We start from the raw sequence: 14,759 nt of genomic DNA, 5'->3' as shown, positions 1-14,759 counted from the left end.
ATGGAGAATAATATCGCACTTAAGGAGAAAAAGTTCAATAGGATGATTACTGTTGTCTCTGTGGTAATTCCTATCGTGGTGGCCTTGCTTTTTGGAATAAAAATTCCAAATGTGGAACCTTTGACTTTTTTGCCACCTATTTATGCGACGATCAATGGCCTTACCGCTGTGCTACTCGCTGTAGCAGTTTGGGCTATCAAGAATCAAAAGGAGGCGCTACACCAAAATTTAATGACAATCAATATTGGCCTTTCGCTCATTTTTTTGGTAATGTATATACTTTATCATATGACATCGGATTCAACTCCATATGGAGGGGAAGGTTTTGTTTCTTATTTGTACTATTTTATATTGATTACACATATCGTTTTGTCGATTGCCTTGATTCCCTTGGTCCTAAGAACCTACGCTAAAGCCTACTTAGGGCGTTTTGAAGATCATAGGCTATTGGCCAGATACACATTTCCCATTTGGCTATATGTTGCGGTTACGGGTGTTATAGTTTATTTAATGATTTCGCCATATTATGCCTCATAATGAATAAAAAAGTCATTGTATGAAACCGCATCGTTTTTCAATATTTGCCAGAAGTAACCACAAAGGCTTCCTTGTTGTTTTCATGATTGGTTTTTTGTTGTTTCCTTCGGCAACAGAAGCGCAATGTGCCATGTGCAGGGCGGTACTGGAAAGCGAGGCATCGGGTACTACTGCGGAAGGTATCAATAATGGTATAGTATACCTAATGGCCATACCCTATGTGCTGGTAGCGGGTGTCTTCTATTTTGTGTACCGCAAAATGCGATCTTAACACAGTTTTAAAACTTTAACACTTTTTTTATTCTTTATCTGTAACATTGCTTGGACTTTTTAGTCTGATGTATGTGCGATACGTGTATTGCATTCATCAATCATCAAAAACCAATCAATGTTCGACATCGAAAGATGGCAAGAGATTTTCGATACTATCCGTAAAAATAAATTACGGACTGTCTTAACGGGTATCTCGGTAGCTTCCGGAATTTTCATCCTGGTAATTTTATTGGGTTTTGGTCAGGGCATGCAAAACGGCATTGACAATGAGTTCAAGGGAGATGCGGCAACCAGTATCTGGGTTTGGCCGCAACGCACTACCCTAGAGTATAAAGGACTCAATCCAGGACGGCGGGTGCAACTTCGAAATGAAAATTACGAGACGGTTTCCAAAATATTTGATGAAGATATTAAAAAAGCTTCTGTACTGTATTTTCCCATTGACGTCCAAGTAGTATACAATAATGATCTTTTGGTCTACAATGTAGCGGGTACCAATGGAAATCTTCAAGTCATCGAAAACGAATTTATATCGGAAGGAAGATATATCAATGAAAAGGATGTCAGGGAAAATGCCAAAGTCGCTGTAATCAGCAATAAAATTAAAAGGGAAGTCTTTTCCAATTTGGAAACCCCTATTGGGGAATACTTGATGATTTCAGGAGCTGGCTTTAAAATTGTGGGAGTTTATGGCGAGTATGGCAGGGATGAAAGCGAGGAGGAACGAATATTTATTCCCATTACAACAGCCCAATTGGCCTTTAATGGCGCTGATAAAATCAATAACCTAAATTTCATGCTTCCGGAAATGGGCTCTTTTGAGGAGACCGTTGCCTTGAACGACCGGTTTACGGCCAAGTTATTGGAATATCTAAAGTTGTATCACGGCGTGGCACCGGAGGACGATCGTGCCATAAGGCTGTATAACCCAATTCAGGAGGCCAAACGATTTTATTCCTTGGGCAAGGCCATTGAGCTTTTCTTTTGGGCCGTAGGTTTTTTGACCTTGATCGCAGGTGTGGTCAGCGTAAGCAATATTATGTTGATCGTTGTCAAGGAACGCACCCGGGAGATCGGGATTCGAAAGGCTTTGGGGGCCAAGCCATGGTCCATTGTAGGGATGATTATGCACGAGGCCATATTTGTGACGGCCGTGGCCGGATTTACGGGGCTAATCTTTAGTATGGCATTGCTGGAGTTTGTAGGACCTGAAATTGAAGTTGATTATATTTTGAATCCTTCGGTGGACTTTAATGTTGCAATGTCAACGGTATTTCTTTTGATATGTGCTGGTTCACTTGCGGGTTTTTTTCCCGCGTGGAAGGCGGTGAAAGTGCAGGTGATTGAAGCATTACGGGATGATTAGCATGAAGATAAAATCAAATAATGATAGAGTAGTAACCCATGTTCAATAAAGATCGTTGGAAGGAAATTGTGGAAGTAATGTCTAGCAACGTGGTGCGGACCATTGCAACGGCTTTCGGGGTGGGATGGGGCATCTTTATCCTAATCATTTTATTGGCGGCGGGTAAAGGACTGGAAAATGGCATTAGGCAGGATTTTAATGGTGTGGCCACCAATACAATTTTCATGTGGACCGAAACTACATCCATGGCCTTTGAGGGATTGCCGGAAGGGCGCAATTTCAATTTTAAACTGGAGGATGTGGAGCTCTTACGACAGAACATTCCGGAACTAAGAATCTTATCCCCTCGAAATAGTATTCGCTTGGAGGAAGGAGATAATGTAGTCAGGGGGACCGAGACCGGTAGGTATAGGGTCTTTGGCGACTACCCAGAAATAATAGAGCAAAATCCAATGTACGTTACCCATGGACGTTTCTTTAACCATAATGATATCAAGGAAAAGCGAAAAGTCGTTGTGATCGGAAATCGTATTCGGGACGAACTTTATAACGACGACGAGGAGGTATTGGGTACATACCTTAAGATCAGTGGTATAAATTTTATGGTCGTTGGTATTTACAAGGAAAAAACAAGCAATGGTGGAGGAGAAAATAGTGAGCGCCAGATTTTTATGCCATTTACGACTTTTTCACAGGCCTTTAATCGTGCGGACAATGTTGGCTGGATGGCTATTACGGCCAAAGATGGCAGTTCCATCAGTAATCTGACGGAGAAAATTGTAAATACCGTAAAGCAAAGCCGAAAAATACATCCCAAGGATGAACGGGCCATTGGTTATTTTGATTTGTACGAACAGTTCAATCGGGTGCAAAGCTTATTTGGGGCCTTGCGATTTGTGGCGTATTTCGTAGGAATTTTGGTATTGATTTCGGGAATCATAGGGGTGAGCAATATCATGTTGATTGTAATAAAGGAACGGACAAAGGAAATAGGAATCAGGCGGGCATTAGGGGAGGATCCATGGTCTATACGTTTGCAAGTATTGATGGAATCCGTCTTTTTGACCATAATGTCCGGTATGATAGGAATTATATTTGGAGCTCTTAGTATTTATGGCATAAATACCCTGTTGAACGCGGTGGGACCCGTGGATATGTTCCTAAACCCAAGTGTTAGTTTAGGCGTGGTGGTCAGTGCATTGTTGATATTGGTGGTATCGGGATTACTGGCAGGTTTTTTACCGGCCAATAGTGCTATCAAAATTAGACCGATAGAAGCGTTAAGAAACGAATGATAGAAGGAATTTAAAATATTGATCAATCAATCCAACTAAAAAATGAAGAAAAAAGTAACCATTTTTATTTTACTGTTCATTGTAGTCGCCTTTGGTGGAGCGATGTACTATTTATATCAAAAAAATGCGGAGGACCCCGTAGTTTATGAGACAGAGACACCCACAACGGAGACTATTGTGAAAAAGACCGTGGCAACCGGCAGTATCTTACCATTGGAAGAAGTTTTGATCAAGCCCAATATTTCAGGGGTTATAGAGGAAATTTATGTGGAAGGTGGGGATTATGTAAAATCCGGGGATTTAATTTGTCTTATTAAGGTTGTCCCAAATTTAAATGCTTTGAACGATGCCAGAAACGCCATCGATGAGGCTAAAATAGGCTTGGACGATCAACTACGTAATTTGGAGCGTCAAAAAAATCTATTTTCAAAAGGTGTCATTTCCCAAGTGGATTTGGAAAGGGCCCAAGTTGCCTATGACCAGGCCAAGCAGGCTTATGGTGCTGCAAATAAGAGGTTTGATATTGTAAAGACCGGAACGACCCAAGGTTATGGAAATGCCGCAAATACCCAAATAAGGGCTACAGTAAGCGGTATGGTATTGGAAGTTCCCGTAGAGGTTGGGAATCAGGTTATCGAGAGCAATACCTTTAATGAAGGAACGACCATTGCTGCCATAGCCGATGTGGACAAAATGATTTTTGAAGGTAAGGTAGACGAATCCGAAGTTGGGAAAATAAAGGAAGACCTACCATTGGAAATCACCGTTGGAGCCATTGAAAACGCTGTTTTCAAAGCTGTATTGGATTACATTGCCCCAAAGGGTAAGGCTGAAAATGGAGCGATACAATTTGAGATCAAGGGAACATTACAAAAACAGGATTCCGTTTTTATCCGCGCTGGACTAAGTGCCAATGCGTCAATTATTCTAGCTCGTGCCGATAGTGTTCTTGCCGTTAAGGAAGCATTGGTTCAGTTTGATGGTAAGACCAAAAAACCATTTGTGGAAGTGGAGACCGGTGACCAACAATTTGAACGTAGGGATATTGAACTGGGTATAAGTGACGGTATTAATGTAGAAGTCAAATCCGGTATTTCGAAAAGCGATAAAATAAAGGTCTGGAACGCGATTAAAGCGGATGAATTCGCCCAAAATTAGAATAGAAGGGATTTTTCTGTTTTTTCTTGTAACAAAAATAAAGAACGTAAGTCTAACGATTAGACTTGAATATAGCTACAGTCTAAAACAATAACCAACATGATCGAAATAAAAAATCTTCATAAGTCCTACAAAATGGGCAAAAACTCCTTACATGTTCTTAAGGGCATCAATTTTTCCGTGGAAGAGGGCGAGTTGGTGGCCATCATGGGATCTTCGGGATCTGGGAAGTCCACTTTATTAAATATTCTGGGCATGTTGGATGAACTTGACGAGGGAAGCTACACCTTGGATGGTGTGCCCATAAAGAACTTGAACGAGACCAAAGCGGCCCAATACAGAAATAAGTTTTTGGGCTTTATATTTCAATCCTTCAATTTGATCAATTATAAAAGTGCCTTGGAGAATGTGGCCTTACCATTATATTATCAAAAAGTGGGACGAAAGGAACGTCAAGAAAAGGCCCTAAAATATTTGGAGCAAGTGGGTCTCAAGCAATGGGCAACACACTTGCCCAGTGAGCTTTCAGGTGGACAGAAGCAGAGGGTTGCCATCGCCCGAGCTATGGCTGCTGAACCCAAAGTTTTATTAGCGGATGAACCTACAGGGGCATTGGACAGTACTACTTCCTACGAAGTTATGGATCTTATTCAGAAAATCAATGACCAAGGAAATACCATACTGGTGGTTACCCATGAGGAGGATATTGCCCATATGTGCAAACGTATAGTGCATTTAAAGGATGGGGTCATCGTAGAGGATAAGAAAGTGGAACAGGTTAGAGCTTCACAATATGTTTAGTATAGATACCTGGTGGGAAATATTCAAAGCGATACAAAAGAATAAGTTGAGGACTTTTCTTACGGGCTTCACCGTAGCTTTGGGTATTTTTATTTATGTTTCCTTATATGGAATGGGCAACGGCCTAAACAATACCTTCATGAAGTTTTTTGGGGATGATGCCACCAATATCTTTAGGATATATCCTTCTGAGACCACTCTGCCCTATGGCGGTTTTAAGGCCAAACGGCAAATCGAGTTCAAAAATGATGATTTGGAGCAGATTACTAATCAATTCGCACCCTTGATAGACTATGTAACCCCCCAGATTCAACGCAGTGCCTTCGTTACATTTAAGGAGAAATCGGACAACTATACCACCCGTGCTGTAGGGCCTGGAATGCAGTTTGCGGAAAAGACCATCATGATGAAGGGTCGCTACTTGAATGCCACTGATATCAGGGAACGGACCAAGTATGCTGTCATTGGCAGAATGGTGGAAAAGGACCTCTTCCAAGGGCGAGAGAGCCTGGGGGCGTATATAGACATTGGAGGTAGTGCCTTCAAAGTAATTGGTGTTTTTCAAGATGATGGGGGAGATAATGAGGAACGGTATATTTTTATTCCTTTTACCACCAGACAGCTCATTGAGGGTAATAACGACAAAATAGACCAGATTACCCTGGCCTTTAATGAGGCCATTGGATATTCCGGTTCTATGAAATTCCAAAGAGATTTGGATACCTTTTTACGAAAGAACAAGGTAGTTAGCCCTGAGGATCCTAGAGGTATCCGGATAGAAAACGTGGCGGATAATCTAAAGCGTAACCAGCAATTTGCCAATGTGCTGAAAATGATTATTTCCGGTATTGCATTTGCAGTAATTATATCGGGCATTTTGGGAATTAGCAACATCATGGTGTTTGTAGTCAAGGAACGTACCAAGGAAATTGGCATTCGTAAGGCCATGGGGGCTACGCCCAAGATCATTACTGGCACCATCTTGTTGGAATCCATATTTATTACCACCATCTTTGGATTTATTGGGATGGTCCTGGGCATTGTGACATTGAACGCCATAGCGGGCAAGGTATTGGAGGATGATTATTTTATCACTAATCCGTCCATTAATGCTGGAACTGCAATTTTTGTGACCATCCTTTTGATACTTTGCGGTGCAGTGGCCGCATATTTGCCCGCAAAAAGAGCGGCCAAGATAAAACCGATTGTAGCACTAAGGGACGAATAAGATGAAACAGCTGTTTGATGGAGATACCTGGCGCGAGATTTTTCAATCTATCAAAAAGAATAGATTGCGCACCTTCCTGACCATGTTGGGGGTATTCATAGGAATCTATATTTATATTGGACTATCTGGAGCATCCAAAGGGTTGGACAATGGTTTTGAAAAGGAGTTTGAAACAGTGGCAAGAAACAGTATGTTTATATGGGCCCAGAGTACCAGTAAGCCCTATGCGGGGTTTAAAACCGGAAGACAGATTCAGTTGAAACTGGAGGATGCGGAGGTGCTGCGTCGCCAAATACCGGAAATTGTGGCCTTGGCCCCCAGAAATGTCAGAGGGGTCTTCGGGTCCAGTCCAGGGGTGATTTCCAGAGGGCTCCGTACAGGCAATTATTCGGTTTTTGGAGACTTCCCCGAGTTTACCAAGATTGCCACAAAAAAAATATATGATGGGGGCCGCTTTATCAATGATGAGGACATAGAAAAGGAACGTAAGGTCTGTGTCATTGGTGAGCGAACTCAAAAGGAACTCTTTGAAACGGATGAGGACCCCATAGGAAAGTTCATTGAGATAGAGGAGGTCAATTTTCAGGTGGTGGGCGTGCACAAGTTTGCCGGTGGCGGGCCATTTGATAATGACAGTGATATTTTTATCCCCTTTACCACCTACAAAAAATTGTACAATACCGGCAACAATGTGGCGTGGTTCACCGTTGCTGCGGCTGATAATGCAGACGTGGTAAAAGTAGAGGCCGATATCAAAGCGACTTTGAGAAGAATACATAAAGTAGACCCTACGGATGAAAAAGCCATAGGTTCCTTTAACTTGGGTGAGGTATTTAAAAAGATTTTTGGGTTTTCCAATGGTCTTACTTTTTTATCGCTAATTGTAGGTATCGCCACAATTCTTGCGGGTGTTATTGGTATTGGTAATATACTACTGATATCCGTAAAGGAACGGACCAAGGAATTAGGGGTTAGAAGGGCCTTGGGTGCTACCCCCAATAACGTGAGGAACCAAATCCTTATTGAATCCCTTTTCTTGACTTTGTTGGCTGGTATCATAGGCATTATCATGGGTGCGCTTACCTTGAAATTGATCGATATGCTTACCCAAAATGTGGAAATGCCCTATACGAATCCAACGGTGCCGGTGCCTTATGTAATAGGTTCCTTGTTGCTCATGGTGGTCTTGGGCGTTCTCATAGGGCTTATTCCTGCGCAACGGGCGGTAAGCATTAAGCCAATTGACGCGCTTAGGGAAGAATAAAAAACAACTAAAAATCAATACAACTAATAAATACACTAAAATGAACAAGATTTTAAAATACATTCTTATCGGGGTTTTGGTCCTTGGAGCGTTATGGGCCGCTGTATTTTTCATAAAGAGCAATAGCAAGGCCGCCGTAACCTTCGAGACACAACAGCCATTTACTTCATCTATAGAAAAGAAGACGGTGGCTACGGGTAAGGTCATCCCAGAGGATGAAGTGGAGATAAAGCCTCAGATTACAGGTATCATAGATAAAATTTTGGTTGAGGAAGGGGCCCAGATAAAGGCAGGCGACCTTATAGCCGTTATTAAAGTGGTACCCAATGAACAAGCGTTGTACCAAGCTCAGGGCCGCGTACGCAACGCCCAATTGGCCCTCAATAATGCCAAGATAGAATATGAGCGAAATAAGACTCTTTACGATAAGGGAGTTGTGTCCAATCAAGACTTCATTAACCAGAAATTGGTATTTGAGCAAGCAGAGCAGGAACTAAAGAACGCTGATGCGGACTACCAAATCATACGACGGGGCTCCATTGGTGGATCTGCAGCGGCTAACACTAATATTAGGGCCACTGTTTCCGGTACCATTCTGGAAATTCCGGTAAAGGAGGGTGACCAGGTAATACAGAGCAACAACTTTAACGATGGTACAACCATTGCCTCGGTAGCCGATTTGGGCAAGATGATCTTTGAGGGAAAAGTAGACGAGGGCGAAGTTGGCAAACTATCCGAGGGCAGCACGCTTAAGATTACTTTAGGTGCCCTAGAAGGTACGGAGCTCGATGCCAAGCTCAAATTCATTGCGCCCAAGGGCGTAGAGGAGGCTGGGGCCGTGCAGTTTAAGATAGAATGTGATGTGGCTATACCTGATAGTGTTTTTATCCGCGCCGGCTACAGTGCCAATGCCTCCATTGTATTGGAGAAAAAGGAAAATATACTGGTAATCCCAGAAGCCTTGTTACAATTTGACAAGTCTACCAATAAACCATATGTGGAAGTTTCCGTAGGCGCTGTCAGCGATCAAAAATTTGAGCGAAGGGATATAGAAATCGGTATTTCCGATGGGGTCAACGTAGAAATTGTGTCCGGTCTTACAGAGGAGGACAAGGTTAAGCAATGGAACAAGACGGAGCCTATTAAAAAAGGTGAAGACGAAACAGAGACTGAATAATCATCATCAATCAAAATAAATAATCAAAAAATGAAGTATACGATAACCACAATACTACTGTTCTTGGTAGTGGGGACTACATGGGCCCAAAATAAAAAATGGACCTTGGAAGAGTGTGTCACCTATGCTGTGGAAAACAACTTATCCGTAGAGCAGTTTGAATTGGACCTAGACAATGCCAAAATAAATGAGAAGGATGCTTTTGGTAATTTTCTACCAAACCTTAACGCGAACACTACTTTATCCAGTAACACGGGTTTCTCTATTAACCCAACAACCAACTTGCCGACGAATAGTACACAAAATAACTTAGACGCGGGTATCACCACGGGTGTAAATCTATTTAACGGTATGAGGGACGTGCATCAGATGAACAGGTCTAAATTGAATACCATTGCCAATCAGTATAGATTGGAAGACTTAAAGGATGATATTCGCTTGAATGTGGCCAATAATTACCTACAGGTGATTTCCAATAAAGAAAGCCTTAAAGTCGCCCAGGCCCAATATGCGGTAACGGAGCAGGATTTAAAACGCACCAAGGAATTGGTGGAATCTGGCGTAATACCCATGGGCGATCTCTTGGATATAGAGGCTACAGCAGCCAATCAGCAACAACAAATTATAAATGCCGAAGGACAGGTATTATTATCAAAAATTGCCCTAGCTCAGTTGATGCAGATCACGGATTATGAAAATTTTGACACGGCCGATGAATCGTATGAAGTACCTCCTTCCGAAATATTATCGAATTCCCCAAGTACAATCTTTTCAAAAGCCCTTGAATTTAGGAATGATATAAAATTATCCAAAGCAAATGTAGAGGTAGCTGAAAAGGACCTTCAAATACGTAAAGGTGCTCTTTTGCCTACCATTGACGCATTTGCCAATTATAGGACTAGGTATTCTGACGTGTCGCTATTACCTGTTGCAGGACTGCCTCCCGGGTCTCCACCGGAATTCTTTACGCCCAATTTCACGGACCAGTTATGGATATTCGATGGTGTATCCTATGGAGTACAGTTGAGTGTTCCAATTTTCAATGGATTTAGCACGAGGAATAATATTGATAGGGCGAAAATAGATGTCGAACGCGCCAAGTTACAGTTTGAACAAGATAAGTTGGATTTGGAAAATACGGTCAATCAGGCATATGTGGCTGTAAAAACCTCTGCCAAGTCTTATGAAGCAGCAGAAAAAACCTTGGAAGCAAGAAAATTGGCCTTTGAGTATGCGAAGGAACGTTTTGAAGTAGGTTTGATGAACTCCTTTGAGTATAGCCAAGCACAGGCACGCATAGATAACGCGGAGGCGGAAGTGATTCGAACAAAGTACGACTATATTTTCAGGATCAAAATACTGGAATTTTATTTTGGACTACCCGTTACATTAGACTAAAAATCGAGTCAATTTAATATAAACCTGCAATCAATGATTGCAGGTTTTTTTGTGTTTATTCTCTACCTTTGAAACATGGCTTTAATACTGAATCTTGAAACAGCTACCACCAACTGCTCCGTATGTTTGTCCTTAAAAGGAGAAGTGGTTTCAATTAGGGAGAACAATACACCAAATTATTCCCATGCGGAACAGCTGCATGTGTTCATTAAAGAGTGTATGGATGAGTCCGGTTTTTCCATGACGGATTTAGATGCCATAGCCGTTAGCAAAGGGCCAGGTTCGTATACTGGTTTAAGAATAGGGGTATCGGCAGCCAAGGGTTTGTGTTTTGCATTGGATGTTCCCCTCATATCCATCGCTACCTTAAAAAGTTTGGCCAGTCAGCTAAAAATAGCGGAAGGTGATTTTGTAATACCTGTTTTGGATGCAAGGCGTATGGAGGTATACTCGTCAGTATTCGATGCCCATTTGAAAGAGATAAGGGGAACTCAGGCACAAATAATAGGAGAATCTTCTTTTCAAGAATATTTAAAAGGTAGTAAGGTACATTTTCTAGGGTCCGGTGCAGAGAAAATAAAGGATACACTAACAAATTCTAATGCGGAATATTATGCTGAAGCTGTGCCATCAGCTAAGGAAATGGCATCCCTTTCCTTCGAGAAATTTACAAAGACCAATTTTGAAAACGTCGCTTATTTTGAACCGTATTACTTGAAGGATTTCCTAATCACCCAGAAAAGGTCCTAAAATCAAAATTAGACCTTGCATAAGTGCAAGGTCCTTTAGATGCTACTTGCTTTCTAGAAGTTCTTGGTGAATAACCCTTTGCGGGAATGGTATTTCTATACCTTCCGCATCGAACCTATACTTTATTTCTTCCATCACATGGAAATGTGCTTTCCAAAAAACCTCGTTATTGGCCCAAAAACGTAACGTAAGATTTACGGAGCTGTCTGCCAATTCCCCAACATAGACTTCCGGGATGGGGTCTTTTAGTATGTTTTCATTTTCCACGCATATGCCCAATAGGATATCCTTCGCCTTTTTAATATTGGAACCATACCCAATACCCACATCAATTTTATCCCTTCGAGTGTCTTCGGCATTGTAGTTTATTATATTGTTGTTGGACAACTGTCCATTGGGTATAATGGCAATTTGGTTTCCAAAGGTCTTTAGTTTGGTTGTGAAAATCGAAATTTCTTTCACCGATCCATCCACCCCTTGTGCGGATATCCAATCTCCCACCTTAAATGGTTTAAAGAGTAAAATTAAAACTCCACCTGCAAAATTTGCCAGTGACCCCTGTAAAGCCAAACCAATGGCCAAACCGGCTGCACCGATTATGGCTACAAGGGAAGAGGATTGTACGCCCAATTGGGTTATAACAAGTACGAAGAGGAGTATTTTAAGGGAAATAGAAATCAGGCTTTGCAAGAAGGATTCCAGAGATTCATCGTAGTCCTTTTTGGAAAAGAATTTCCGAATCATTTTGTTGATAAACCTGATTATATAGATTCCCAAAAATAATAAAATTATGGCGGCCACCAAATTTGGCAATGCCTCCCAAAACCATTTTATGGCGTTATCTATATGTTCCTGATAATTGGTGAATTGTTCCATAGTCCGTTTATGCTTTTGTTGGCCAACATATAGAAATAAATAGTGTAAATCAAGTTTATTTATTTAAACTAATGTTAAGGAACACCCATTGAACATGGATGAGTCAAAGTTTGTTTTTTTTGAGTCAAATGGCCTGTCGATATACCGCTTTGTTAATAAAATGATATGGTGATAAGTTGGTGCTAGGTAGGCTAAGAATTAGCTTATTTCGATTTTTATTACTGTTTGGCGTCGGTTTTATAAGGAATCCCATAAAAAAAGCGCCACAAGGGCGCTTTATATTTCTGATTTACATGTAAAAATTACTGTACTTCGAAGGTAATCTTCACATTTACACGATAGTTTACCATTTGACCGTCTTCTACGGTGGCACTTTGTTCGTTGATATACACCGAACGAATGTTCTTTACTGATTTTGCAGCTTGTGCAACTGCATTTTTTGCGGCATCTTCCCAACTTTTATCGGAATTGGCCAATACTTCTATTACTTTTAAAACTGCCATAATTAGTGTTTTTTTTATGTTCCCTTAAAGTTAAGGAATCTAAGGTAGAAAGACCACCGTTAGGTCTGTTTTTTATCCGTTTAAGGCAACAACTTCGTTTACTCGGTCACCCATCATATTTTTTAACATGGTTTCGATTCCATTTTTCAGGGTAAATGTTGACGAAGGGCATCCACTACAGGCACCTTGAAGAATAACGTTTACTGTGCGGCTATCGGGTTCGTAGGACTTGAACAAAATATTACCACCGTCACTGGCAACTGCAGGCTTTACATATTCTTCCAAAATATCGATGATTTCCAAAGAGGTATCATCCAAGTTTTCTGGAGTAACCTGTTTGGACGACGCATTTGATTGTGTTCCTTTTATAGGTTCGGCCTGTGCGGTAACCACATCGTTACCATTGGCGATAAAGTTTCTGATAAGTTCCCTCAGCTCTAAGGTAATGTCTTCCCATTCGGCTACTTCGTACTTGGTCACGGATACATAGTTGTCATCGATAAAGACTTGTTTCACGAAGGGAAATTGAAACAACTGAGTGGCCAAAGGGGAGTCTTTGGCTTCATCGATATTCTTAAATTCGAACATGGATCCCACAATCTTTTTGCTTGCCACAAATTTCATAGTGGCGGGGTTGGGCGTAACCTCCGCATATACCGTTACGGCAATAGGTTTGTCCGTGTCCTCTTCCATGACTACCGGTTCCCCTGCATTTAGATATTCCACCAACTGCTGTGCCACTTCGTCCTTTACGTCCTCCCAATCAACAATATCATACCGTTCCAATCCTATGAAATTCCCTGATATGTAGACTGTTTTAATGAAAGGCAGATAAAAAAGCTGTTGTGCGAGGGGCGAGTTCTTGGCCTCATCTATATTTTTGAATTCATAGTTTTTCCGCTTAACCAACATATGGTTGGATTCAAACTTCAAAATGGCCGGGTTCTTTGTTTTTACAACGGTGATATTATACTCCTTCATTTGGTTTCAATTTTTTTCAAAAATACAAAGGAATTCTAAGTTTGTCCCTACATAATAATGTACTGTTTGCACCGTTATCCTTTATATTTGGTGTTATGTGCACTTTTACCCCAAATTCTTGACATGAGATGTAAGCTGTTTCTATTGTCCTTCCTTCTATTTTTTGGTTTAAAAGCCAAAGCACAAGAGGGAATACCTGTATATTTTGATTATTTAGCGGATAACTACTATCTGGTATTTCCATCCATGGCGGGTTTTACAGAGTGTGGTCAAATTAGGGCAACTGCGAGACAGCAGTGGTTTGATGTGGAAGACGCCCCAAACTTACAGACGGTCAACGGGAATTTTAGGTTGGGAGACTCTCCCAGCGGAGTAGGGGCCATTATTTTTAACGATGCCAACGGATATCATTCGCAGACTGGTTTTAAAGGAACTTATGCCCATCATTTACGTATGGGTGGTGACGATGTGCGGGTATTGAACCAACTGTCTTTTGGACTTAGTGCTACGGTCCTTCAAAGTAGTTTGGATGAAACGGAGTTTCGTTCCGTGGCTTTTGACCCTGCTATTTCGGGAATCAAGCTAAATGAGACCTATTTTAATGTGGACTTTGGAATGTCCTATGCCTATCAGGAATTTTATACGCATTTTGCCGTTTTAAATGCACTTTCGACTAGAAGGAACCTATATCGGATCAATAGAAACGATGACCCGGATAACCTTACAGTTCCTAGGGTAGACAACCTAAGAAGGTATCTCATTTCGGCTGGATATGTATTTGGTAGAAGCGATTGGCAATTTGAGCCTTCCGTACTTTTTCAATTGACGGATTTCACCAAGGAAAAGACCGTGGACATTAATGCGAAGCTATATAAGGATGTGGATTTTGGTCGCATTTGGGGTGGTGTTTCCTATAGAAGGAGTTTTGATGGGGCACAGTTCCAAACGGCAACAAGTTTTGGGGAACAACGCCTTCAATTGATTACGCCAATTGTAGGGGCAAATTTCAAGCAATTCATGATCTCCTATAATTATTCATACCAAATGGGTGATATACGTTTTGACAACGGAGGGTTTCACCAAATAACCCTAGGCTTCGATTTCTGTAAACCAGAAAAAAGATATGATTGCTATTGTCCCGCAGCGAACTAA

At 41.4% G+C, this 14,759-nt stretch carries 15 protein-coding genes; 12 read left to right on the top strand and 3 right to left on the bottom strand.

What is annotated here, in order from left to right; genetic code table 11:
- From BFP75_RS17420 to tsaB, 11 genes are all read left to right on the top strand, one after another.
- The gene (locus tag BFP75_RS17420; protein ID WP_099546622.1) at nt 1-537 is read left to right on the top strand and encodes a DUF420 domain-containing protein; all 537 of its coding nucleotides are present in this window, start codon (nt 1-3) and stop codon (nt 535-537) included.
- 82 nt (nt 538-619) lie between these two features.
- Nucleotides 620-808, top strand: a complete 189-nt coding sequence (locus BFP75_RS17415) for a hypothetical protein (RefSeq protein ID WP_099546651.1) — start codon at nt 620-622, stop codon at nt 806-808.
- A 117-nt stretch (nt 809-925) separates the two neighbouring features.
- Complete coding sequence (locus BFP75_RS17410; RefSeq protein WP_099546650.1) at nt 926-2,176, top strand: ABC transporter permease; 1,251 nt, start codon at nt 926-928, stop codon at nt 2,174-2,176.
- Nucleotides 2,177-2,214: 38 nt separating this feature from the next.
- Nucleotides 2,215-3,471, top strand: coding sequence for an ABC transporter permease (locus BFP75_RS17405; protein ID WP_099546621.1), 1,257 nt, complete (start codon nt 2,215-2,217; stop codon nt 3,469-3,471).
- Between the two features lie 42 nt (nt 3,472-3,513).
- Nucleotides 3,514-4,629: an efflux RND transporter periplasmic adaptor subunit gene (locus BFP75_RS17400; protein WP_099546620.1), complete on the top strand. Its 1,116-nt coding sequence runs from the start codon at nt 3,514-3,516 to the stop codon at nt 4,627-4,629.
- Nucleotides 4,630-4,728: 99 nt separating this feature from the next.
- Complete coding sequence (locus BFP75_RS17395; protein WP_099546619.1) at nt 4,729-5,430, top strand: ABC transporter ATP-binding protein; 702 nt, start codon at nt 4,729-4,731, stop codon at nt 5,428-5,430.
- A complete protein-coding gene (locus BFP75_RS17390; protein WP_099546618.1) occupies nt 5,423-6,658 on the top strand; it encodes an ABC transporter permease in 1,236 nt (411 codons plus the stop codon). The genes BFP75_RS17395 and BFP75_RS17390 overlap by 8 nt, the downstream gene beginning before the upstream one ends.
- Before the next feature lies 1 nt (nt 6,659).
- Nucleotides 6,660-7,922, top strand: coding sequence for an ABC transporter permease (locus BFP75_RS17385; protein WP_099546617.1), 1,263 nt, complete (start codon nt 6,660-6,662; stop codon nt 7,920-7,922).
- Nucleotides 7,923-7,962: 40 nt separating this feature from the next.
- Complete coding sequence (locus BFP75_RS17380; protein ID WP_099546616.1) at nt 7,963-9,099, top strand: efflux RND transporter periplasmic adaptor subunit; 1,137 nt, start codon at nt 7,963-7,965, stop codon at nt 9,097-9,099.
- 30 nt (nt 9,100-9,129) lie between these two features.
- A complete protein-coding gene (locus tag BFP75_RS17375; protein WP_099546615.1) occupies nt 9,130-10,497 on the top strand; it encodes a TolC family protein in 1,368 nt (455 codons plus the stop codon).
- Between the two features lie 75 nt (nt 10,498-10,572).
- Nucleotides 10,573-11,247 carry a tRNA (adenosine(37)-N6)-threonylcarbamoyltransferase complex dimerization subunit type 1 TsaB gene (gene tsaB / locus BFP75_RS17370; protein WP_099546614.1) on the top strand — a complete coding sequence of 225 codons (675 nt, stop codon included), beginning with the start codon at nt 10,573-10,575 and terminating at the stop codon, nt 11,245-11,247.
- Nucleotides 11,248-11,289: 42 nt separating this feature from the next.
- On the opposite strand, the gene BFP75_RS17365 is transcribed toward tsaB, so the two are convergent.
- The 3 genes from BFP75_RS17365 to BFP75_RS17355 all read right to left on the bottom strand — a co-directional run bounded on the left by BFP75_RS17365 (nt 11,290) and on the right by BFP75_RS17355 (nt 13,607).
- Nucleotides 11,290-12,123, bottom strand: a complete 834-nt coding sequence (locus BFP75_RS17365) for a mechanosensitive ion channel family protein (protein ID WP_099546613.1) — start codon at nt 12,121-12,123, stop codon at nt 11,290-11,292.
- A gap of 302 nt (nt 12,124-12,425) precedes the next feature.
- Entirely contained in the window at nt 12,426-12,626 is a 201-nt protein-coding gene (locus BFP75_RS17360; RefSeq protein WP_099546612.1) for a dodecin family protein, read from the bottom strand.
- Between the two features lie 72 nt (nt 12,627-12,698).
- The gene (locus tag BFP75_RS17355; RefSeq protein ID WP_099546611.1) at nt 12,699-13,607 is read right to left on the bottom strand and encodes a NifU family protein; all 909 of its coding nucleotides are present in this window, start codon (nt 13,605-13,607) and stop codon (nt 12,699-12,701) included.
- Nucleotides 13,608-13,730: 123 nt separating this feature from the next.
- Between BFP75_RS17355 and BFP75_RS17350 the strand changes: the two genes are divergently transcribed.
- Nucleotides 13,731-14,759 (top strand): type IX secretion system membrane protein PorP/SprF, encoded by a 1,029-nt coding sequence (locus tag BFP75_RS17350; RefSeq protein WP_099546610.1) that lies wholly within the window; start codon nt 13,731-13,733, stop codon nt 14,757-14,759.

The sequence above is a fragment of the Maribacter sp. 4G9 genome (genome assembly GCF_002742265.1).
GTDB lineage: Bacteria > Bacteroidota > Bacteroidia > Flavobacteriales > Flavobacteriaceae > Maribacter.
Note: the sequence above shows the minus strand (reverse complement) of the source record. Positions and strands in the feature narration are given on the sequence as shown.